We start from the raw sequence: 23,537 nt of genomic DNA, 5'->3' as shown, positions 1-23,537 counted from the left end.
CCATCCAACCGCCCCGGGCTGTAAACTGAGGGGTGATTCGCCGATTGCTCACTTCCAGTTTTCTGGCTGCTGCCATCCTTTCCGGCTGCCATAGCACGCCGCGGCCCGATGCCCCGTCCGCTGCAACTGACCCGCGTTTCAAGGTGTACAAGATGCGGGGCAAAGTCATGTCGGTCAATGTGGCGAAGAGCGAAGTTACGGTCAACCACGAAGCCATTCCTGGTTTCATGGAAGCAATGACGATGCCCTACAAGGTGAAGGACCCGAATGTGGTGACCGAGCTTCACGGCGGGGACGTCATCACGGCGGACGTGCTCGTATCACAGGATCCAGATGCCGATGTGCTGCTCGATCACATTGTGGTGGTTGGGCAGGGAAAGCCCGATTACAAGCCGAAGGTGCAATACCACGTGCCGGCGCCGGGCGACCAGGTTCCGGATTTCAAGCTGCGCAACCAGGATGGCCGGGCCATATCGCTCAGCCAGTTTCGGGGCAAGCAACTGCTGATCACCTTCATCTACACGCGTTGTCCGCTGCCTGATTTCTGCCCACGCGTGACGCGCGAGTTCGCGCAGATCAATCGGCAATTGCAGGCGGATCCGTCTCTGTACAACAAGACCCATCTACTGTGCGTCAGCTTCGATCCCGCAAACGACACGCCGGAGCGTTTACGTGCCTACGGGGCGACCTACATGGGCAGCGACTCCAAGAGCGCCTTTTCGCATTGGGACTTCGCTGTTCCCGACGAAGCAACAGTGGACAAAATGGCGCAATATTTTGACGTAGGGCTGACCCGCGACGGCGATTCAATTACGCACACCCTTTCCACCACGCTGGTCGGTGCGGATGGAAAGGTCGTCCAGTTTTATCCGGGAAACGACTGGACGGTGGATCAGGTCCTTGGCGATGTAAAACACGCGGCAGGTGCTTGAGAACCTGAAAATCTCTCGGTAATCAGAACGAACATCCAACGCAAACGAGGAGCGTAGCGCATGAGCAGTGGCTTGCAGATTCGGAAGGACGCGGAGCTTGATTTTCTTTCCCTGGGTGCCCTCGTGCACCGGCTTGATCCGGGAATCATTCCTTTCCGCAAGGCTGGGCAGTGTGCAATTCACGTCAGTGGCGGCGAGTTCAACGTGGCTGCGAACCTGGCCGACTGCTTCGGGATGAAGACAGCCGTCGTGAGTGCGATGTCGGACTACCCAGTGGGTGACCTCATTGCTGAACGAGTCAGGGCGATGGGCGTGAGGGCGATCTACAAGCATTTCAAGCACAATGGCGTGAATGGTCCCAACATGGCCACTGTCTATAGCGACCGCGGCTTTGGGGTTCGTCCGCCGGTTGTGTTCTATAACCGTGCGAATGAAGCTGCTGCGCAGCTCAAGCCCGGCGACTTCGATTGGAAAGGAATCTTCACGGGCGGAGTGCGCTGGGTGCACAGCGGCGGGATCTTTGCCGCTCTCTCGCCGACTACGGCCGAGCTTGCGGCGGAGATGATGAAGGCGGCCAAGGACGCCGGCGCCGTGACATCATTCGATCTGAATTTCCGCGAGAAGCTCTGGAAGGTGGCTGGCGGCGAGAGCCGTGCCGTCGAGACTATCCACAAGATCGTCGAGCACGTTGATGTACTCGTAGGCAACGAGGAAGACCTCCAGAAGGGCCTGGGAATTCCAGGTCCGGAAGTTGGGCACAAATCCAAGCTCGACGCGAGCGTGTTTTTCGGCATGATGGAGAACGTGTCGAAGAAGCTGCCAAAGGTGAAGGCGGTTGCCACGACGCTCAGGGAAGTGCACTCTACCAATCGGCACAGCTGGAGCGCCGTTGCCTGGTTAGAGGGGAAGACCTACACTGCGCCCACTGCTGAACTTGACGTGTACGACCGCGTCGGCGGCGGTGATGGATTTGCCGCGGGGCTCATCTACGGACTGCTCACCGGAGAAGCACCGGAAGAGGCCGTAAGGCTCGGATGGGCGCACGGAGCGCTCCTTACGACATTCCCCGGAGACACAACCATGGCCACTCTCGACCAGGTCCGCTCAGTCGCCAAAGGTGGATCGGCTCGTATTCAACGTTAGTTCCTGAATCGCCGGGGTTTGTGCAACATCTCAACTGGTATGCTGACCGTGAGCACACGGAGAGGTCGCGCATGGCAAAAATCACGTTAGTGTTTGCAGTCCTATTGATCATCCTTGGACTGGTCAGCTACTTCGGAACCGGCAGCCTGCACCCCACGGCACTGATCCCTACCTGGTTTGGAATTGCGCTGGGCGTCTTCGGCTTTCTCGCCATCAGCCCCGGCGAGAGCCGCCGCAAGTTGTTCATGCACATCAACGTCACCATAGGGCTGATCGGGTTCATTGGCGCCGCGTGGCGTGCCGTGAGTTCATACGGACACGCGCGTTCGGAAGGCATCGATCCCGACAAAATTGCTCTGGGGGCGCAGGGCGCGATGGCCGGCCTGCTGCTCATCTACGTGTTGATGTGCGTAAAATCGTTCATCGACGCGCGCCGAAACCGGACGGTCTAACGTATGGCTACAATGCGTGGCGGAGGAATGGGAATGGGCATGCGCGCCGAGCGCAGTGCTCAGGGGCGCGGCGCCCGCGTTGGCAATGCTGATCTACCAAAGCGCAAACCAGAGTTTAAAAAGCTGTGGCCGCAGATCAAGTTACTGGTTGCGCCGCGCAAAGGCCTGCTGTTCCTGGGGCTTATTCTCATGGGCATCAATCGAGTGGCCGGCCTGGCCATGCCTTACTACAGTAAGCAACTGCTCGATAAGGCGCTCAACCTAGCGCATCCCGATCCCAGGTTCCTGCGCCGCATCATCGAGATTGTAGTGCTGGCGACAGTGGTGCAGGCGATTACGTCGTTCTCGCTCACGCAACTACTTTCGAAGGCAGGTCAGCGTCTGATTGCCGAGATGCGACGCCAGGTGCAAAAGCACGTAGGCCTCCTACCGGTGGCGTACTACGACGAGAACAGAACCGGTACCCTCGTGGCGCGCATCATGACCGACGTAGAGGGCGTGCGCAACCTCGTCGGTACCGGCCTCGTGGAGTTCGTCGGTGGCCTGGTTACCGCCAGCCTCGTCTTCGTCTATCTTCTGCTTCGTAGCACTACAGTTACGCTCACTGTGTTTGCAGTGGTCGGCGCGTTTGTGTTCGTGCTGCAATACGCGTTCAAAACCATTCGCCCCATCTTTCGCGAGCGCGGCAAAATCAATGCCGAGGTCACTGGCCGCCTCACCGAATCGCTGGGCGGCGTGCGCGTAATCAAGGGCTACAACGCCGAGGATCGAGAGGCCACCGTCTTCTCCGGCGGTGTCGAGCGCCTTCTTCAGAACGTGATGAAGTCGCTGACGATGACAAGCGTGCTTGGATCGGCTTCCACAACTGTGCTGGGTCTGGTCTCCGGCATTGTGATGTGGCTTGGCGGCCACAGTGTCCTGACCGGCCACTGGACCCTGGGCGACTACTTCCAATACAACATCTTCCTCGCGTTCATGATCGCGCCGCTTTTCCAGATCGTGAATATCGGTACGCAGTTAACTGAGGCGTTCGCAGGTCTTGACCGCACCAACGAGATCCTCGCGGAACTTGAAGAGAACCAGGTCCCCGGGCGCACCACCAAGATGCTGCCAATCGACGGCCGCGTGCGCTTTGAAGACGTCGAATTCGCCTACGAGCCTGAAAAGCCAGTGCTCCACGGCATCAGCTTCCGCGCGGAGCCTGGCACCGTGACGGCCCTGGTGGGATCCTCGGGTTCAGGCAAGTCCACCATCATCAGCCTGCTTTGCGCATTCCATACCCCGACGAAGGGGCGCGTAGTTGTCGACGATACGGATCTGGCGCAGGTCGATCTCAATTCGTATCGATCACAGCTCGGCGTCGTTTTGCAGGATTCGTTTCTCTTCGACGGAAGCATCCGCGAAAACATCATGTTCTCCCGGCCCGACGCCACCGAGGAGCAATTTCTTTCCGCATGCCGTACGGCGCGAGTTGACGAGTTTGCCGAACGCTTCCCCGAGGCCTATGACACCATTGTGGGCGAGCGCGGGGTGAAGCTCTCTGGTGGTCAGCGCCAACGCCTGTCGATTGCGCGCGCGCTTCTAGCGGCGCCGAGAATCCTTATACTGGATGAAGCGACGAGTTCGCTCGATTCCGAGTCCGAAGCCATGATCCAGGCGGGCTTGAACCAGCTCATGCAGGGCCGGACCACATTTGTCATCGCGCACCGGCTTTCCACGATTCGCAGGGCCGAGCAAATCCTAGTCGTGGAGCAGGGCAGGATCGTGGAGCGCGGAAACCATGCCGAGCTGTTTGCGCTCGGTGGCCGTTACTACGACCTGTACACCCGACAGCATGGGCTCGAGGCGAATCTGTTCCTTGCCCCCGGCGAGGGCGACACAGTCCCGGCCTGAAATTTGCCACGACACCTGTCCGGCCTCGGTGTCGGCACGCGGAGCCGCAAAGTAATCCGTTAGATAGTGCGTCAGGATTGCAATTACGTAGAGGGGAGATGGGCGTCCCAGCAGTTGACATGCTCGTCCATATTTTGAAAAACTGGTCTTTACTCAATTAGCGAAACGGAGAACCACTATGCGAGACTCTGCCCCCACAGGTACTTATAAAGTTCAAGCCCTTGATCGGGCATTTGCCGTCCTTGATCTTCTTGGCGAAAGCGATACACCACTCGGACTCGCGCAGGTAGCTTCTTCGTTGCAACTCCATAAGAGCACTGCCCATAGATTCCTGATGGTTCTGGAGCGCCACCACATGGTCGAGCGTACCAGCAGTGGAAAATTCCGCCTCGGTCTGCGTCTCTTTGACTTCGGCAACAAGGCGATTGAGCAGTATGACCTCCGGGAGCGCGCACAGCCCCACCTGCGCCGGCTAGTTGCAGAGACCGAAGAGACCGCCCACCTCTGCATCCTCGAGCAGGCGCGGGTCATTTACATCGACAAAATCGAGCCTGCGCGGTCTGTGCGTATGATTACGCGCATCGGCGCCAGCAATCCAGTGCACTGTACTTCCGTAGGCAAGGCTATCCTGGCGTTCCTACCGGAAGACCGAACCGCCGACATCATCCGCCGCACCCGCTTCGAGCGCTTTACCCACCGCACAATCGCCACTGCTGAGGCCCTGCGGGCGGAGATCGAAAAGACCCGACGCCGTGGATACGCTGTGGATGATGAGGAGTTGGAAGAGGGGCTGCGCTGCATCGCCGTGCCGGTGCTCGATGCCCAGCGACAGCCTGTGGCCGCCGTGAGCATATCTGGGCCGTCGTTCCGGGTAACGGCGCAGAAGCTTCCGTCCATCGCCAACCACCTGCTGCAGTGTGTACGTGGAATTTCCGCCGATATGGGCTTCATCTCTACCAACCGCGCCGTTCGCCCGGCCGCATGGACGGCCTGAAGAAACATGGTGAAGGCGGCTGCTTTCGCCCTTAGATCTGTGATGTTTCACGGTTTGGATTTTGCCACAGGCTCCGAGACTCAGAGCGCCGGTTTCTGTTACACTCAAACATGTTGCAGCAGAAACCGGAAGTCGCTTAAGAGCATCATCCGGCGGTGCAAGGGGACGTAGCTCAGTTGGTCAGAGCGCTGCCCTGTCACGGCAGAGGTCGCGGGTTCGAGCCCCGTCGTCCCCGCCATTCAAGCCCCAATTCTAGTGGGCTTATGGCAAGTGACATTTCTCCCATGATCCATCCTGATTATCTTGGCGAGTCATAGGTGACGTCTTTCGCTTGCGTTCTCGTACGCGAGTCCGGAACTTGTTAACGTGGCATCTTCCATTCTGACCGAGTCATGTTTGATTTGCCGGCGTGGCAAGACCGGCCGAATTGCGCCAGGATCACGCAAAATATAAACAGATGAGACCACGCATTCTGCTATCGGTTCCCCATATGGGCGGCCGAGAACTTGCCTATGTGGCCGGAGCGTTCGTGACCAACTGGCTTTCGACCGTCGGACCGGACGTAGATGCCTTTGAGAAGGAAATGGAGCAGCGGATCGATGTGCCGACCGTTGCCCTTTCTAGCGGGACGGCCGCGCTGCATCTCGGCTTGCGATTGATGGGAGTGCAGGCGGGAGATGAGGTGTTCTGCCCGACCCTGACGTTTGCCGCTACGTGTAATCCGGTGTGGCACCTGGGGGCACTTCCGGTGTTTCTCGATAGCGAGCGAACCACGTGGAATCTTGATCCGAATGTTCTGGAGGAGGCGCTCAAGGAGAAGGCGAGGGCAGGGAAGCTGCCCCGCGCTGTGATTGTTGTTCATCAGTATGGCCAGTGCGCGGATATGGACCCGATCCTGGAACTGTGCGGCCGATACGAGATTCCGGTACTTGAAGATGCGGCGCAGGCCCTGGGAGGAACTTATAAGGGCCACGCCGCGGGGACGATGGGCGCGGCAGGCGTCTTCTCGTTCAATGGAAACAAGATCATCACAACGGCGGGTGGTGGCATGCTGGTCTCTTCCAGTCGGGAGTGGGTAGACAAGGCGCGCTATTGGTCGCAGCAGTCGCGCGATGCTCGGCGTGCCTACCAGCACTCGGAGATCGGATTCAATTATCGCATGAGCAATGTGCTTGCGGCGATTGGGCGCGGGCAGTTGCAGGTGCTGGATGAGCGGATTAAGCAGCGCCGGGCGATCGCGTTTCGCTATCGCGACGCATTTGCTGATCTGCCTGGCATGAGCTTCATGCCGCAGGGTCCCAACGGGATTCATACGAACTGGCTTAGCTGCTTTCTGATTGACCCCGACTTCGGGTGCTCGCGCGACGAACTGATTGCCAGGCTAGATGCAGCGAATGTTGAAGCGCGGCCGGTGTGGAGACCAATGCACATGCAGCCCTTTCACTCTGATTGCGAGCGATTCGGAGGGGCTGTCGCTGAGGACCTGTTTCGGCGCGGAATATGCCTGCCCAGCTCGAGCAGTCTTTCTCTCGATGATCAGCTCTACGTGATCAGCGTGATTCGTGATGCTGCGGGAGCGGCTGCCTGGGAGACTGCTGGCGCAAAGACGAGTCCTGTCGATCTGTCTGACGAAGGCGCCTCGAAGAACAACATCACATCGGCCGAGGACAATTCGGTACTCCGCAGCGTTTGCGGACGCGTGGTACTTGTGACCGGAGCTGCGGGCTCCATTGGATCGGAGCTGTGCCGGCAAATTGCGCAGTTTGCCCCTGCAGCAATCGTCGGCTTCGATATTGCCGAGTCTGGCCTGTTCGAGCTTGAGTTGCAGATGCGCGAAGCGTTCCCGGCGATCACGTTCCATGCGGAGATCGGCAGCGTCCAGAATGCCGCAAGGCTGGATGAGCTGATGAACCGCTACAGACCCGCGGCTGTCTATCACGCTGCAGCATACAAGCACGTTCCGCTGATGGAGAGCCATCCGTTTGAAGCCGTCGAAAACAATGTTTTCGGGACCTATAGTCTCGGTCTTGCGGCGATGGCGCACGGAGTGGAGAACTTCGTGCTGATCTCGTCAGATAAGGCGGTGCGCCCCACGAGCGTCATGGGGGTGACGAAGCGGATTGCTGAGCTGGTACTGCTGAACATGCAGAGCGGAACGACGAAGTTTGTAGCGGTGCGCTTCGGGAATGTGATGGACTCGACAGGCAGCGTGATGCCGATCTTCCGCAGGCAGATCGCGCGAGGGGGACCGGTCACCGTGACGGATCCCGAGATGACGCGATTCTTTATGACTGTCGCTGAGGCCGGACGTCTGGTTCTTCAGGCGGGGGCGACCGCGGGAGCGGGCCAGATATGCGTGCTCGAAATTGGACAAGCTGTCAGGATCGTCGATCTGGCGATCCAGATGATACGCAAGGCGGGTTTCACGCCGGGCAAGGACATCGCGATTGAATTCACGGGCAGGCGGCCGGGTGAGAAACTCAGCGAGGAGATGGCGTCCTACCTGGAAGACACAGAATCTACAACGTATGAGAATATCCGCGTGCTGAATACGCTTGCCGTTAACCACGAGGAACTCAACGGACGAATCGACGCCCTGCGTAGCATCTGCAACAGGCGTGACGCTTCAGGGTTGGTTCAGGTGTTGAGCGAGATTGTTCCGGAATATTCGCCGAGTGGCGAGCTGCTGCGGTTCAGTTGACCGGCTGCCGCGAGGCATCCGTGCCCCCAAACCGGTTGATCCCGCGTGAGGTGACTCGCTGATATTATCCCAATGGGATTGGCGGAAGCGCGTGTGAGTCGAACACACCGTTGCCCAAAAGGACGACCGCCGGTTTTGAAGACCGGGAGGATCACCGGATCCTAGGCGCTTCCCCGCATTACAAGAAATTCAGGTTCTCAGGTCGAGTGTATCTATGAATTTTCCGGCACATCCCGACAGTACGACAGCTGACGCAGGAGCTGCAACCACGGCCGTGCGGCTTACGCAGCAGGTGAAAGCCGGAGGGTGTGCGAGCAAGCTTGCACCCGGCGTGTTGAACCAGGTTCTGGCGGGACTGCCGCAGCAGCACGACGAGAATCTGCTGGTGGGGTTTTCGACCGCCGATGATGCGGGCATCTATCGGATCAATGATGAGCAGGCCCTGGTGCAGACCGTAGACTTCTTCACGCCCATGGTGGATGATCCGCATACGTTTGGCCGGATTGCCGCCACAAATGCGCTGAGCGACGTGTATGCCATGGGCGGGCAGCCGCTCACCGCGCTCACCGTTGTGTGCTTTCCTCAGCAGGAAGATCCGAATCTGCTGGGGGAGATTATGCGCGGCGGCTTGAGCGTGATGCAGGAAGCACGCTGCGTGGTGGTGGGGGGACACAGCGTACGTGACACAGAGATCAAGTTCGGTTACGCGGTTACGGGCCTAATTCATCCGGATCGAGTGAAGAAGAATTGCACTGCGGTGCCGGGAGATCGTTTGGTGCTTGCGAAGGCGATCGGAACCGGCGTGATCACCACGGCGTTGAAGCAGGGGCGCACGCAGGAGTCCTGGGTGGATGCTGCCGTTGAATCGATGACGAAGCTGAATCGTGCCGCATCAGAGGTTGCTGCATCGTTCGAGGTGCACGCGATGACTGACGTGACAGGATTCGGATTGATGGGGCATGCGCGCGAAGTTGCGATCGGAAGCGGTGTGCAGCTTGTGATTGATACTGGACGTGTACCGTTGCTGCCTGGAGCGGTTGAGGCAGCGGAAGCGGGATGCATTCCGGCGGGGCTGATTGCGAATCGCGAATTTGCAGAGTGCATTGTGGAGGACGATGCGGGGGCGAAGATTGATGGTGTTGTGCGGACCCTGCTCTTTGATCCGCAGACGTCGGGCGGGTTGTTGATCGCGGTAGCTGAAGGGGATGTGTCCGCTCTTGTTGAGCAGTTGCGGCGGGCCGGTTATGCCGCGGCGGAGATTGGTCAGGTTCGTAAAGGCGACGCAAAGATTATCCTGCGATAGGCGAAACGTGCGAGCAGAAAAGAACAGTCTCTATCAGCAATTGCCGCAGGTGGGCGAGTTCCTGGCGAGCGCCGCGGGCCAGGAACTGCTCCGCCGGCATCCGCGGCCTATTGTGCTGGAAGCGGTACGCGAGGCGATCGCGGAGTTACGGAATGAAATCGCGCGTGGCTCGGTTACCGAAAGCGTACTGGCGATGGAGATCGAGGGACTACCGCGGCGCGTGGCTGCGGGCCTCGGCGTTCGTGAGCATCGAGCGTTGCAGCCCGTGATCAATGCGACTGGCGTGATCTTGCAGACAAATCTGGGCCGGGCTCCTCTGAGCGACGCTGCGATTGAAAGCGTTGCGGCTGTGGCGCGAGGATACTGCAATCTTGAATTCGATCTGGATTCAGGCAAGCGCGGCCACAGAGGCGCGCGCGTGGAAGAACTCCTGGTGCAGATTGCCGAATGCGATGCGGCGGAATCTGCAGGTCTGGTGGTCAACAACTGCGCGGCTGCGACGTTTCTTGCGCTGAACTCACTGGCCGAAGGCGGAGAGGTGATTGTGTCGCGGGGCGAGCTTGTCGAGATTGGTGGCGGTTTCCGTGTGCCAGACATTCTGCGCAAGTCGGGAGCGCGGCTGGTTGAGGTGGGCACGACCAATCGGACACGCATTCAGGACTATGCAGACGCGGTCACGCCGGAGACGCGGCTGATTCTGCGGGTGCATCGATCGAATTTTGAAATCACTGGTTTTACGGAGCAGGCGGAACTTCGCGAACTTGTGCAACTGGGAGCGGACGCAGGCGTGCCGGTGATGGTGGACCAGGGAACGGGTTGCATTCTGCCGTTGCATGAGTACGGGTTGGGCAGGCAGTCGTCCTTTCTTGAGGCGGTGAAGAGCGGGGCCGCGCTGGTTTGCGCAAGCGGAGACAAACTGCTGGGCGGTCCGCAGGCCGGTGTGGTTGTTGGGCAGCAAAGTGTGATTCGGAAGCTGCGGCGGAATCCGCTGTATCGCGCGTTCCGCGTGGACAAGCTGACGATTGCCGCGCTGGAAGCCACGCTGCTGGCTTATCTCTCAGGGCAACCGGATTCGGTGCCGGTGGCACGCATGCTGAGGATGCCGGCAGAGATGATTCGATCACGCTGCGGGCAATGGGCTGCAGCGTTGAGTACAGCCAGTGTTCGCGCGACGGTGGTTCCGACGGACAGTGTGGTGGGTGGAGGCACGACTCCGGGAGCTACGATGGCCAGTTTTGCGGTGATGCTTCAGTCTCCCCAGATGAGTGCGGAGGCTCTTGCCGCGCAGCTGAGACATCTTCAGCCGCCGGTGATTGGGCGGATTCATGAGGATGCTGTGCTGCTCGATCTGCGGACCGTCGATCCAGCTGCGGATGATGCTCTTGTCGTGATGCTGCGCGCGACGCTTGATGGAGCCGTGGAGTGAAGAGCCTTGGCACCGTTGTTTCTGGCGAGCAGCCACGTTATGTCGTAGTGGGAACAGCAGGGCACATCGATCACGGAAAAACTGCGCTTGTTTATGCTCTTACCGGGACCGATACAGATCGTTTGCCTGAAGAGAAGCAGCGCGGCATAACGATCGATCTTGGTTTTGCCGCCCTGGATCTGGAGAATGGCGAGGGCGGCGCGCTTCATCTGAGCCTCATCGATGTTCCGGGGCACGATGCATTCATACGCAACATGCTGGCCGGTACAGGCGGTATCGACTGCGTGATGCTGGTGATTGCGGCCGATGAAGGCGTGAAGGCGCAGACAGAAGAACACCTCGCAATATGCAGCCTTCTGGGCATTCAGCGCGGTGTTGTGGCTCTGACGAAGGCTGATGCTGTTTCGTTGGAGAAGCTGGCGGAGACCCGCGCGAGCGCGCGGCGTTTCCTTGAAGGCACATTTCTCGAGGGTGCGCCCATTGTGCCAGTTTCCGCGTTGAAGCGCGAGGGCATTGATGAATTGAAGAGCGCGCTGGTGAAGGTCGTGCGGGAAATTCCGGTACGCAACGATGACTTTGTTGCGAGACTTCCACTCGACCGGTCGTTTTCGATCAAAGGCTTTGGGACGGTTGTTACGGGAACCTTGCACTCGGGCGTGCTGCGCGCAGGACAGGTTCTCGAGCAGCATCCGGGCGGGAAGCAGTTGCGCGTGCGCGGGATGCAGGTGCATGGCAGCGATGCTGACGCGGCGCACGCGCCATGCCGGGTTGCGCTGAATCTGGCCGGAGTGCAGGTTGCCGACATGGCTCGCGGGGACACGCTGAGTATTCCGGGAACGCTGGGACCGGCGATGAACGTTGATGTCGAGATCACGATGTTGTCCGGCGCGCCTGCGTTGAAGCACGGCGCGCGGGTGCGGGTGCACGCGTTCACCTCGGACACGCTGGCGAAGGTGCTGCGCTTCGATCAGAGGGATGCGGGGCCGAATGCGCTCGTTAGGCTGCGGCTTATGAAGCCGCTGCTGCTTGTTCCGGGGGACCGCATTGTTCTGCGGCGGTGCTCGCCGGAAGTGACAATTGGCGGAGCGCGGGTGCTGGATGCGTCTGCGCCGGCGGGCGCGCGCAAAGCGGCTGCGCTGGCGTGGCTGAAATTGCTGCGCGCGGCGGATGATGACGAGCAGTTGCGGCTGCGCATCGCACGGCGTGGTTTTGATGGAATCACGATTTCTGCACTTACGGTTGAGACGGGCCTGACGGCGGAGGCGTTGCAGAGACGCGCCAGCCCGCTGCTTTCCGCTGGAACGATTGCGGCTGCGCATGGGGCAGAGTCCTGCTGGATCTCGGCGGAGTCGTTGAATCTCGCGATGCAGGCGGTGCTTCGGGTGCTAGGTGAGTCTGGACCGCTGTCGAAGGCGGAACTGCGATCGAGAGCGCGGCTCAATACTGCGGTGTTTGCGCTGGTTGTTGAGCGGCTCACGGCGTCGGGCAAGTTGATGGTGTCCGGTGAATCGGTGCGGCTCAGCGGGCAAGAGGACGAATTGCCGGAGAGCAAGCGGCGACAGATGCAGTCGATCGAGAAGATCTACGCCGATGCGGGGCTTGCTGCGCCGCTGTTGAGTGAAGTCATGTCGCGGATGAGCGTTGCGCCGACAGCGATGCGCGAGCTCATGGTTCTTCTCATGCGTTCCAAAAGGCTTGTTCGCATGGGAGCGGATGATGCGTTTGTGCATCCGGATGCGCTGGCGAAGCTCTATGCGGATCTGCGGAAGCATCGCGGAGAGAGCTTCGATGTGGGGCGGTTCAAGTCGTTCACTGGGCTGACACGTAAGCATGCTATTCCGCTGCTGGAGCATCTGGACCAAGCGCGCGTTACGCGGAATAACGGCGGCACGAGAGTTGTGCTCTAAGCCAGATGCGCGTTGATGACCGCTGCGACGTCCTTTCATTGCTTCATCAGACTCTAAGTTCGTTCTCGCGGAGCCGGTAGAATCGATTGGCTGGAGGAATGCTCATGCTGTTTGCGCGTATCTCATTTGTGTCTGCGCTGAGTTTGCTTGGCGCTGTTTCCCTGGTTGCTCAAAGCAATGCGCCGTCGCCGCGGACGCAACTGCCTTCATATACGGGCGGGGCGCCGCAGCCGCTGCGCGTGGCTGTTGTGGGGCTGGAGCATGGGCACGTGGAGGGGTTCCTCAGATCGATTGGGCAGCACCCGGATGTGCAGCTGGTGGGCATTGCGGATGCCGATTCGGACCTGATTGCGAAGTATCAGAAGAAGTACAACCTTGACGCGTCTCTGTTCTTCAAGAGCGAGGCGAACATGATCGAAGTGCGCAAGCCGGATGCGGTGCTGGTGTATACGTCGATCGCGCAGCATCGGCCGGCGATTGATGTAGCGGCGCAGTATGGCGTGTCGGTGATGGTTGAGAAGCCGCTGGCCGTGTCGTATGAGGACGCGCTGCATATTCAGGATGTGGCGAAGAAGTCGCATATCCGCGTGCTGACGAATTATGAGACGACCTGGTATGCGTCGAACCACGCCGCGTATGACCAACTGCAGGGCGGGCAGCTGGGGCCGCTTCGCAAGCTAGTGGTGCATGACGGGCACGAGGGGCCGAAGGAGATCGGGGTGCCTCCGGAGTTTCTGAACTGGCTGACGGATCCGGCGCAGAACGGGGCGGGCGCGCTGTTCGACTTTGGATGCTATGGCGTGGACCTGGCGACGTGGCTGATGCATGGGGAGATGCCGGAGACGGTGACGGCGGTGCTGAATCACGACAAGCCTGATGTGTATCGCGCGGTGGATGACGATGCGACGGTGGTGCTCAAGTATCCGCATGCGCAGGCGGTGATTATGGCGTCGTGGAACTGGCCGTTCGGACGCAAGGACATGGAAGTGTATGGGGCGAAGGGATACGTCATAACCGTGGAGCAGAACGGTCTGCGGGTGCGGCATGAGCATGACAGCAGCGAGCGGGGGGACCAGGCACCGGGGCTGCCGTCGAATGAGCGGGATTCGCTGAGCTATTTGGCGAGCGTGCTGAAGGGGAAGCTTGATCCGAAGGAGGATCTGAGCTCGCTGGAGACGAATGTGAAGGTGGTGCAGATTCTGGATGCGGCGAAGCAGTCAGCGCGGACGGGGCAGGCGGTGCGGCTGGGGAGCGGGTCGTATCACCATTGAGAGGGCGGAACTAGGGAGTAGGGAATAGGGAGTAGGCAGTAGAAAAGCAGGGACAAAGGGACAGTTGGCGGATTTTGGGCAGGGATATCCTGTGGCACCTGCGGTGCGGCTGACTGCGCCTGCGGCGCCATTGGGCATTTTTGAGCAGGGATGTCCTGTGGTGCTCGTTGGCGTGGGGTGGCTCGACAGAGGGATGGGTGGGTCAGAGGGCTCCTTTGGCTAGTTAGCGGGCCGGCGCGTCAGCAAGTCAGCGGTCAGCTGGCTGTGGGGAGGGCGAAGCCGGACTTTGTGGGGGGGGGGGGGGGGGGGTGCCTTCCTCCAGGGAGCCAGAGGGGCTTCAGGGATGGTTTTGCCAGAGAGGATCTGCTCGAGCATGGCCTGCACGTGGGCTTTCTCCTTGTCGTTTGCCACCTGCGGTGGGGCCACTGCGCCTGCGGCGCCATTCTTGCCTGGGGGGAGGGGGGTGGGCACCTGCGCCACCTGCGGTGGGGCCACTGCGCCTTCAGCGCCCTTCGTGCCTAGGGGGGTGGGGGTGGGCACCGGTTGGGGCTGCGGTGCTTTGGATTGCTGTTGAGCGGTGCGGCGGGAGCCTACGGCGATCTGGGTGGCGTAGAGGAGTTTTGCGGCCTCGGCGGTGGTGAAGATCTCGAGGACGAGGCCGTGGGTGACGCAGGCCAGGAATGCGTCGATGGTGGCCGGGGTGAGGAAGGGCATGGCGCGGCGGTAGGCGCGGTTGACACGGGCGAGGGATTCAGGACTGTGGTCGTTGCGGGCATCGTCTTCGGCGCAGGCTTTGTTGTAGGCGTCGAGGCAGTGTTGTACGGCTTGTTCTGGAGTGGTCATGGTTTGGTTCCTTTCTTAGTGGTTGAGGCAGCTGCGGTGCGGCCAACTGCAGGGCTGTATGGGGTCGGTGGTTTCCCAACCTGTCGCCAGGAAAAAGGCGACAGGATGGGGACGGTTAGTAGGTGGTGAGTGGAGAATCCCTCCCCGTTCCCCAAATGCGAGGAACCGGGGGCACCCGGCGCGCGGAGTTCCCTCCCACCCAAGCAGAGCTTGGATGGGGCACCCGGATGGGCTTCGGGCAAAGAAAAGCCCGCCAGTTTTGGCGCCGGCGGGCGGTGTTTTTCTGGTTAATTCAATTGTTTCAGATTGCGAAGGTAAATCGGCAATTATTTTCGATTTGTATGTGACTGATATTCCATCTACTTACAAACTATTTTTCGAAATACCCCTTGACAAGATTTCCACACCACCTGCGGTGGGGCCACTGCGGCTTCGCCGCCATTCTCGGCTGGGCACCTGCGGTGCGGCTGACCGCGGCTTCGCCGCCATTCTCTGGCCACCTGCGGTGGGACCACTGCGGCTTCGGCGCCATTCTCGGCTGCGGTGGGGTGATCCCCCCGCATGCCTCGCGACAGAAAGAAGTCGCTTGGGGGCCTGTGCCGAAAGACGGTGTGACCGGCAGAGTCCCCTTCGGGAATGACAGAAAGAAAAGGAGTGCAAAAGCGGGTTCTTCCCCTTCATTGCACTCAGGGTCAGAATGACAGATTTGTCGGGGAGGGAGCGGCGGGGCGGGGGTGGTTTCCCACCCTGTCGACAGAAGAAAGTCGACAGGGTGGGGCGGAGGGGTTGGTGGAGTTAAAAGCGAGTGGTTACGGGACGAAGACTTTCAAGCGGACGTGCCACTTGGTGCTCTGGCCGGGCTTGAGGGTGATCATGCCAGTGTCCATGCCGTTCCACTCTTTGCCGAAGGGATCGGCGAAGTTGAACTGGTGTTCGATGGCGACGAATTTCTGAGTGGGCGGGGCGTACATCTGGATGGTTTTGATCTGCGGCGAGAGGCCTTCGATGGCGACGCCGTACTTGGCGGCGGGATCGATCACCTTGACGGTGACGGCGTTGTTCTTCCAGTCGAGCTTGCTCCAGTTGTCGTCATAGAAGTTCTTGGCGAGGGGCACGCCGTTGGGATCGCGGAGATCGTATTGCGTGCCGGTGACGGGCTTGAGCTTGCCGGTAGGGAAGACGTTGTCGTAGTTGTCGACTTCAGCGAGCTGCTCACCGGGAATGTGGATGCGGACCTGGGTGCGATCGCCGGAGGGAAGGTTGAAGTAGGGGTGCCATCCGATGGAGATGGGGGTGGCCTCTTTGCCGACATTCTGCGCGACGACGGTGGCGTCGACTGCGTCAGCGTGAAGCGCGATGGTGAAGTTCAGATCCGTTTTGGAGGGCCAGTGGCCGCCGAAGTCGCCGGCGTGGATGATGCCTGTGAGCTCCTGTCCGCCAGCGATGCCCGTGACCTTGAGGTTTTCTGCTTTCGCCTTCAGGATGAGGCCGTGCATGGCGTGGCGTTCAGCGCCGGGGTTCTTGCCGATGTTGTTTGCGGGAAGCGTGATGGTGTGGCCGTTCCACTCAGTGGTGAGGGTTTTGCCGTCAGCGGAGAGTTTGCCGCGGATGCGGTTGGGGTAAGGAACGAGGAATGCAGCGCCGAGACGATAGCCGAGGTCGCCGAAGTCGGTGTCCTTCTGATCAAGCATCTGCTTGGCAGTGGCTTCATCAGGAGAGGCCAGTACGTCGACTTCGCCTTTGCCGGGGAAGTTGGCCTTGACCTGAAGCAATTCCATGCCGCGGCCGGGGAGAATGCTGACGCTGGTGAACTCGGGGCGCGTTGTGCTGACGGCTTTGCGGGTAAGGGTGATAATTTTTTCGCCGCCGATTTCGGTGGCCGACTGTGCGTGGGAAATGCTTGAATAGGGTGCCATAAGGGCCAGAAGGAGGACTGCGCCAAGGGTAAGCTTCATGGTTCTCCGTCCTTGAATCAAGGAGTTTTGCAAGCGCAGCCATTGTAATTCAGCGTGCTGGAGAACGTTTACCGGATGCGTACCGATTAGTCCAAACAGGTGACGCGTAGTTGGTGGTGCTGACGGTGCTGTGCGCATTCAGGTGTAGCGGAATTCTTGCCGGTTTTGTTATGGTTGACTAAGTGGATACAAAAAATTTGACGGATTGACGCAACTTTTGGAGATGAATTAGGTTCAAATCGTCGAGCGCAACCGTGGCGCCACGCCACCTTAGAGTTCGTTGCACGCTGCTCCACTGGTACCAAGGCCCAGGGATGTCCCCCGGAACGCTATAAGCGGGATCCACGAAAACAGTGGACTCCAAAACATTCTCCCCCTTTGGTCGGTCATAGTGAGTACTTGTATTTACAAAGATGGTACTCAATCGTTTTTGTGTGACCTTCCTCACATACACGTTCAACGGGCCCCTGCATGATGAGAGCATTGGTTTCGGTCGCCCAGCGACCTTTTGGGTTATTTTTTTAACCCGTTTTTCGTGAGAATTTTCCTCAGGATTTTCCGCCGGACGCGGAGTTCAAGTTGTTACCTCTGACAACTGAGCACGCGTACCGAGGCTGTCAAACACGCGGAAGCCGATTTCGATGAAGGATTTTCTCCGCCTTGGCAGACACTTCGCACAAAATCCTGCCTCTCTATCCGGAGGGGCACTAGCCGTATTTTGCTTCCGTCCCCTATGTCACGGACGGAACTGTTCGTCGAGGTTCGCGGATATTTACCCGCATGAAAGGCCACGGCGAAGTTAGGAGTGCACTGTGAAGAACCTTCTTTGGGTTGTTGCAGCCCTGTTTTTGCTCGCTGCAAATTCCGCTCAGGCGGCAGATAAGTGGGTAACAGCTTATTACACGGATTGGCAGACAAGCGCGTACCCCATCAATCGAATTGATTACACCGCAGTGACGCACGTAGTACTTGCGCACTGGTTGACCAACTCAAACGGCACAATTCAGAGTTCGGGGTGGGATTCCACCTGCAGTTCCGTCGTTAAACCTGCCCATGCGGCAGGGGTAAAAGTGTTGATGATGCTAGGCGGATCGGACGATCTGAATTTTCCGACGGCCGCGTCTCCCACCAACCAAGCCACTCTGATCAGCTCGATTCAAAATAAGGTCAGCGCCTGCGGCCTTGACGGAGTTGACCTCGACTGGGAAGTCAGCGTCAACACAACAAACTTCATAAGTCTCGCGAAGAATCTGCGCGCGGCTAATTCCGGCTACATCATTACGGCGCCGGTTGATGCCACTGTGCAGCCCGGCTCTCTGGCCGCAAGCCTCTCCAACTATTGCGACCAAGTCAACATGATGTCGTATGGCAATGCGAACATGGGCAACGGGTGGGTTTCATGGTACTTCTCCGCGCTTGCTGGAGATGGAACGGACCATCCAGATTCCATCGCGAGGTTTGTTAATGCCTGGGAATCGGCGGGCACGCCAGCAGGCAAGATAGGCGTCGGTATCGGCTTCTATATGAATGCATGGAGTTCGCCGGTCACCGGAGCATTGCAATCCACGTCAGGGTCGTCAGTTCCGGTGCAGGAACTGCCATATGGGGGGGCGGTCGCGGATGGCGGCGGAGTACTTAGTTGCTACTACAACAAGTCTGGAGGCACGTACAAGTACGATCCTTCACCGGCTTTGAGTACGGAGCCTTCTACTCCGCCGGAGCAGCCGTCGATTAGTTTTCCGAGCGGCTTCACGCCGGCTTCCGGATGCCCGACGAATAAGGTGACGTGGGTAACTTATGAGGACGAAGCATCGGTTGCGGCGAAAGCGAAGTATATCGTCGACAACAACCTTGGCGGCGCGATTATCTGGACGGTGCAGGAGGGCGCTACGGACCCGGCCACCGGACGTAATCCGTTGCTTGATGCTCTGAAGTTGAATCTGAATAACGGAAGCCCGGCGCCGATGCCGCAGCTTGGTACCAGCGGCGCAGTATCGGTTGGTGGTCCGACGACACTCACGGTAACGGGACTCCCGAGCAACTTAGGCCTGGTGGATATCAAGTGGTGGAACTACACCAGCAGCGTTGCGTGGGATTCCTCGAGCGACAAAGGTTTTACGACCTACGGACAGCCTTCCGCGTACACGATCCAGGGCAGCACGAACGGATCAACGTGGACAACGTTGAGCAACTGTTCTCCTTCGTGCACGGTGACGGGAGAGCACTATACCGGACGTCAATTTGTTGCTGATCTTACGGGCACGGGCTACACGCAAATCCGGATGAATATCTCCGGGATCGTGGGGTCAAATGCCGGAGTCGATACCTTGACGGTCAACGGCAAGGCGGGAACCAACGATATCAATGATTCCTACCTGATGCTGGGCGACTCGATTACAGCGAATTGCTGGGGAGCTGCTTCGAACACCGGACCAACGGAACAGCTTGGCACGCAGATACATGCCGCGCGTTCGGCACAGTTCCCGGCCAGCACGGTAGGTGGTCAATCGGGCTGGCTTAGCTCGACCGCGCTCGATACGTCCACTTATGGAATGCCGAACATACAGAAGTTCATGCAGGATATGCCTGCGGTGAAGTATGTCGGTTTGAGCCTTGGAACCAACGATGCGAATGGCGGTATTTCCGCAGCAACCTACTGCAGCAATATGCAGAAGATTGTGCAGTATATTATTGCCGCGGGAAAGACGCCGGTTATTTCAACGATCGTCGCTTCGCCGTCGTCAGCTGTGCAGGCGAATGCACCGGCGATGAATGCCTGCCTGGCGACGCTGGAACAGAATTTCCCGTCGGTTATCGTGGGGCCGGATCTGTGGACCTTGTTCAAGGGCCACTCGATTAGCGATGGATGGTTCCTCGATGACCTTCATCCTTCACTTGGGACCGGCTGCACGGCCTACCAGAACGCATGGGCCAGCAATCTGCTGTCGGCCGTCTATCCGACGAGCGGGGGGTCGACAACGCCGCCGACTGTTCCGACGAACCTTGCAGCGACTGCACCGAAGAGCACACAGGTGAACCTGACCTGGACGGCAAGCACGGATGCCAGCTACGCCACTTCGACGCTAACCTATGCGATTTATCGCAATGGTAGCCATGTGGCCACGACAGCGGCTGGGGCAACGTCGTACTCCAACACTGGCCTTTCGCCAAGCACCGCCTATACGTACACGGTCGCCGCAGTTGATCCTGCTGGAAACACTTCAGCGCAATCGACGGCTGCGAAAATCACAACGCCGGCGAACACGACACCTCCGAGCGTTCCCGCTAACGTGGCCGCGACTGCTCCCAAGAGCACGCAGGTGATGGTGAGCTGGACCGCGAGCACCGATCCTAACTACACTGCGTCGCAGTTGACCTACAAGGTCTATCGCGGCGGAGTGCTGGTGGCGACAACGGCTGCGGGCGCGACGTCGTATTCCGATACAACGGTTGCGGCAAGCACCACGTATTCGTACACGGTGGCTGCGGCCAATCCTGCTGGAAATACTTCAGCGCAATCGACGGCCGTCAGCGTGAAGACGCCGGCGAGCACACCGCCTACCGTTCCGACGGGAGTTGCGGCGACTGCGCCGAAGTTCAACCAGGTGAACGTAAGCTGGACTGCGAGCACCGATCCTAACTACGCTTCGTCGGTACTGACCTACAAGGTCTACCGCAATGGAACGCTGGTTGCGACGACGGCTGCCGGAGCGGTTTCGTATTCCGACAACTCGGTTGTGGCAAGCACCACTTACTCCTATACGGTTGCCGCGGCTGATCCTGCTGGAAATACTTCAGCGCAATCAACCGCCGTCAGCATTACGACGCCGAAGAATACTACGGCGCCGAGCGTACCGACGGGAGTTGCGGCGGCGGCAATATCGAGCACGCAGGTAAAGGTAAGCTGGACTGCGAGCACGGATCCTAACTACACTGCGTCGCAGTTGACCTACAAGGTCTATCGCGGCGGAGCGCTTGTGGCGACTACAGCTGCCGGAGCGGTTTCGTACTCAGACACCGCGGTTGTGGCAAGCACAACTTATTCCTACACTGTTGCGGCGTCGAATCCTGCTGGAAATACTTCAGCGCAATCGGCTGCCGTCAGCGTAACAACACCGGCACCGGCGGCAGTCGGCGCGGCGCCTACGCGCCGTGGCGGATGCGCCACGAATGCAAGTTCGCTTCCCACGACCTGTACGATTTCCGGGGTGCAGAGCGGTGACGTGATCCTCGTCGGTTTCCTGACGCAATATAGCGCGTCGAATGCGACGATCACGCTCAGCGATAACTGCGGCGGAAAGTACACCGTCCTTAATCAACATGCCGTTCAGAGCACATCTGTAGTGAACATGGCGGGATATGTTGTGGAAGGACAGGGATACGGAGTGGGCAGTGCGGGAACTTGCACGATTTCCGCAACGAGCTCATCGGGTGGCGGCCCAGCAGAGATTGTGGCTGACGACATCACGGCAGGCAAGCTGGATACCTACGGCTGGCTTCCGGATGCTACGACGACCGCAGGTGGAGCGACCACCTTCAACCTGAACGTTAACCACCCGGACTATGTCTTCACCTGGGCAACGGATGTCCTGGGTTATGGCGGAAGTCTGAAAGTTGCAACTCCATTCTCAGCGGAGAATGTGAACGTGGCTTTCCCGATTTACGACGCGGACAGGACAACTACTGGCGCGGGGACCGTCGCTTCAACGTGGACGTTTGCTTCGAACAGCGTTGGCACGATTGGCGCAATGGCATTCTCGGGGCTGGCTACCGCTCCGGTAATCTCGAGCGCGCTTACGGACTCGGGCAAGGTTGGTTCCACTCTCACGTACCAGATCACAGCTACGGGCAGCCCAACGAGCTATAGTGCAAAGAATCTTCCTGCGGGTCTTGCGGTCTCCTCGACGACCGGCATGATCACAGGAACTCCGACCACGTCGGGCTCGGTAAGCTCAACCATCTCTGCAACGAACAGCAGCGGCACGGGGAGCGCGACGCTCGCATTCTCGATTGCGGCAGCAACGACTACAACATCGGATACGACAGCGCCCAGCGTTCCTGCTGGTCTTACGGCTGTCGTGGCATCGTCCAGCCAGGTCAATCTCTCCTGGACGGCGAGCACCGACACCAATAACACCGCTTCACAAATCACCTACAACGTCTATCGGAATGGCGTGAAAGTCGGAACGACTCCAGCGGGCGCTACGAAGTATTCGGATAGCGGCTTGCTGGCGAACACCACCTACGGCTACTCGGTTTCGGCGTCTGATCCCGCAGGGAACACTTCGGCGAAGTCGGGAACCGTGAATGCCACAACGCCAGTTTCAAGCGGTGTAACGCCTCAGCGCGTGAGAGGATGTTCGGCAGAATCGGGTACAGGAACAGCCTCCTGCACGCTCACGGGCGTGACTGCCGGAGACATCATCGTTATCGGCGCGGCTTCGCTCCAGGCTGGAACGACTCCGCTGGCATTCTCTGACAACTGCGGCGGGGCGTACACGTTGCTCGATAAGAGCAACAGCTCGAACAACGCCGTTGCGCAAGGGTATTCGACGGGCAGTGCAGGAACATGCACTGTGACGGCGAAGACATCAACCGGTTGGGCTACAACCCTTGTCGTGGAAGAAATAACGCCAAGCAGCCCTGATTTCCATGCATGGAATCAGAATTTCAGCGTGGGAGCGGCGCAGACTGCGTCCGCAACCGCTACAACGACGACGCCTGATTACGTTTTCTCATGGGCGATTGATGCGGCAGGGAACGGCGGTTCGCATATGACTGTTGCCAGTCCCTTCGCCGTACACGACTTCAACAACACGTTCCCGATTGTGGACGGAGATACCGCGCAAGCGTCAGCGGGCATTACCACAGCCAGCTGGAAATTCAACGTCAGCACGTCTAACGCAACGATTGGAATCCTGGGATTCCACTGAGTTGCCTGGGTAAGATAGCCTGCGCCAGGTTTGGGGGCTTCCTTCAAAAAAGGGAGCCACCAAATCTGGCGTAGTTCGTTTAAAGCAGATTATCGCGTGGGGTTCAGCCGGTTGGAAGGGCGCCACGGCAAAGAGGCGACGCCGAGAACCAGCAGCGCGACTCCGACTTTGGCAAGCGAGTTCATTGCCACCTGTTCATCAAACGGTCCCGATCGCACGGCGAGTTCCGTGACCGGGGGAGGTTCCCATGATCGCGGATGCTGTGGATGGAGCGGCGGAGGCACCGCGACGATGTCGTTCCCATCGGGAACCATTTCGGCGATGGAATTGATTACAACTGGCTCCGCTACTGCAAGAGCAGTTGATGTTGACGGATGGTTGGTCGATATCGGCTCGGAATCCGCGTCGATTGAGGCTGCGAGGATCTCGACATTTCGCGGCTCATGGATGAAGCCGTTGATTCGAGCGCCGTTCGTAGCGGCGGCTTCAGAAGCTGCTTCACGGGCGGAAGCATCAAGCAAATCGCGTCGAACGGTAGAGAGTTCCATTTCGAGCATAAGGACGCGATCCTCCAATTGCGTGCGAAGCCTGTTCGTGCGTGTCACAGCGAAGATTCCAATTGCCGCAGTGACCAGCGTAGAAGCGGCGATTAGCACAAGGATCGGATCCATAGTTCATCTCCCTGCCGTTCCCCTCTCCTGCTGATGCAGTGAAGCGGGAAAAGACGATGAAGCTGATAGGCAAGCGGTATTCTCGCTCAATGTTGCTGTGGTTTGCAACGATC

Annotated in this window: 14 protein-coding genes and 2 tRNA genes; 12 read left to right on the top strand and 4 right to left on the bottom strand. The window is 59.1% G+C overall.

From position 1 onward, the window contains the following. The first annotated feature begins 32 nt into the window (after nt 1-32). From MOP44_RS24710 to MOP44_RS24680, 7 genes are all read left to right on the top strand, one after another. Entirely contained in the window at nt 33-932 is a 900-nt protein-coding gene (locus MOP44_RS24710; RefSeq protein WP_260793127.1) for an SCO family protein, read from the top strand. A 60-nt stretch (nt 933-992) separates the two neighbouring features. Beyond that, nucleotides 993-2,075, top strand: a complete 1,083-nt coding sequence (locus MOP44_RS24705; RefSeq protein ID WP_260793125.1) for a sugar kinase — start codon at nt 993-995, stop codon at nt 2,073-2,075. Between the two features lie 71 nt (nt 2,076-2,146). Next, complete coding sequence (locus tag MOP44_RS24700; protein WP_260793123.1) at nt 2,147-2,527, top strand: hypothetical protein; 381 nt, start codon at nt 2,147-2,149, stop codon at nt 2,525-2,527. A gap of 33 nt (nt 2,528-2,560) precedes the next feature. After that, a complete protein-coding gene (locus MOP44_RS24695; RefSeq protein WP_260793121.1) occupies nt 2,561-4,420 on the top strand; it encodes an ABC transporter ATP-binding protein in 1,860 nt (619 codons plus the stop codon). 178 nt (nt 4,421-4,598) lie between these two features. Beyond that, entirely contained in the window at nt 4,599-5,414 is an 816-nt protein-coding gene (locus tag MOP44_RS24690; RefSeq protein ID WP_260793120.1) for an IclR family transcriptional regulator, read from the top strand. A gap of 161 nt (nt 5,415-5,575) precedes the next feature. Further along, nucleotides 5,576-5,652, top strand: a tRNA-Asp gene (locus tag MOP44_RS24685). A gap of 219 nt (nt 5,653-5,871) precedes the next feature. Next, entirely contained in the window at nt 5,872-8,115 is a 2,244-nt protein-coding gene (locus tag MOP44_RS24680) for a polysaccharide biosynthesis protein (RefSeq protein WP_260793118.1), read from the top strand. Nucleotides 8,116-8,194: 79 nt separating this feature from the next. Here the strand turns inward: MOP44_RS24680 and MOP44_RS24675 are convergent. Next, nucleotides 8,195-8,288 (bottom strand) — tRNA-Sec (locus MOP44_RS24675). A gap of 41 nt (nt 8,289-8,329) precedes the next feature. Here MOP44_RS24675 and selD point away from each other — a divergent pair. The 4 genes from selD to MOP44_RS24655 all read left to right on the top strand — a co-directional run bounded on the left by selD (nt 8,330) and on the right by MOP44_RS24655 (nt 14,022). Next, on the top strand, nt 8,330-9,418 hold the full coding sequence (gene selD, locus MOP44_RS24670) for a selenide, water dikinase SelD (RefSeq protein WP_260793117.1): 1,089 nt from the start codon (nt 8,330-8,332) through the stop codon (nt 9,416-9,418). Between the two features lie 7 nt (nt 9,419-9,425). Then, on the top strand, nt 9,426-10,844 hold the full coding sequence (selA, locus tag MOP44_RS24665; protein ID WP_260793115.1) for an L-seryl-tRNA(Sec) selenium transferase: 1,419 nt from the start codon (nt 9,426-9,428) through the stop codon (nt 10,842-10,844). Continuing rightward, nucleotides 10,841-12,751, top strand: a complete 1,911-nt coding sequence (gene selB, locus MOP44_RS24660) for a selenocysteine-specific translation elongation factor (protein ID WP_260793113.1) — start codon at nt 10,841-10,843, stop codon at nt 12,749-12,751. The genes selA and selB overlap by 4 nt, the downstream gene beginning before the upstream one ends. Nucleotides 12,752-12,855: 104 nt before the next feature. Next, complete coding sequence (locus MOP44_RS24655; RefSeq protein WP_260793112.1) at nt 12,856-14,022, top strand: Gfo/Idh/MocA family protein; 1,167 nt, start codon at nt 12,856-12,858, stop codon at nt 14,020-14,022. 219 nt (nt 14,023-14,241) lie between these two features. Here MOP44_RS24655 and MOP44_RS24650 read toward each other — a convergent pair whose 3' ends face one another. Together MOP44_RS24650 and MOP44_RS24645 are read right to left on the bottom strand one after the other, a co-directional pair. Continuing rightward, nucleotides 14,242-14,865: a hypothetical protein gene (locus MOP44_RS24650; RefSeq protein ID WP_260793110.1), complete on the bottom strand. Its 624-nt coding sequence runs from the start codon at nt 14,863-14,865 to the stop codon at nt 14,242-14,244. A gap of 809 nt (nt 14,866-15,674) precedes the next feature. Further along, nucleotides 15,675-16,820, bottom strand: a complete 1,146-nt coding sequence (locus MOP44_RS24645; protein ID WP_260793109.1) for an aldose 1-epimerase — start codon at nt 16,818-16,820, stop codon at nt 15,675-15,677. A gap of 812 nt (nt 16,821-17,632) precedes the next feature. Here MOP44_RS24645 and MOP44_RS24640 point away from each other — a divergent pair. Continuing rightward, nucleotides 17,633-22,753 carry a glycosyl hydrolase family 18 protein gene (locus tag MOP44_RS24640; RefSeq protein WP_260793107.1) on the top strand — a complete coding sequence of 1,707 codons (5,121 nt, stop codon included), beginning with the start codon at nt 17,633-17,635 and terminating at the stop codon, nt 22,751-22,753. An 89-nt stretch (nt 22,754-22,842) separates the two neighbouring features. Here MOP44_RS24640 and MOP44_RS24635 read toward each other — a convergent pair whose 3' ends face one another. After that, entirely contained in the window at nt 22,843-23,424 is a 582-nt protein-coding gene (locus tag MOP44_RS24635; RefSeq protein ID WP_260793105.1) for a hypothetical protein, read from the bottom strand. Nucleotides 23,425-23,537 lie beyond the last annotated feature (113 nt).

It is taken from the genome of Occallatibacter riparius (genome assembly GCF_025264625.1).
GTDB classification, from domain to species: domain Bacteria; phylum Acidobacteriota; class Terriglobia; order Terriglobales; family Acidobacteriaceae; genus Telmatobacter; species Telmatobacter riparius.
Note: the sequence above shows the minus strand (reverse complement) of the source record. Positions and strands in the feature narration are given on the sequence as shown.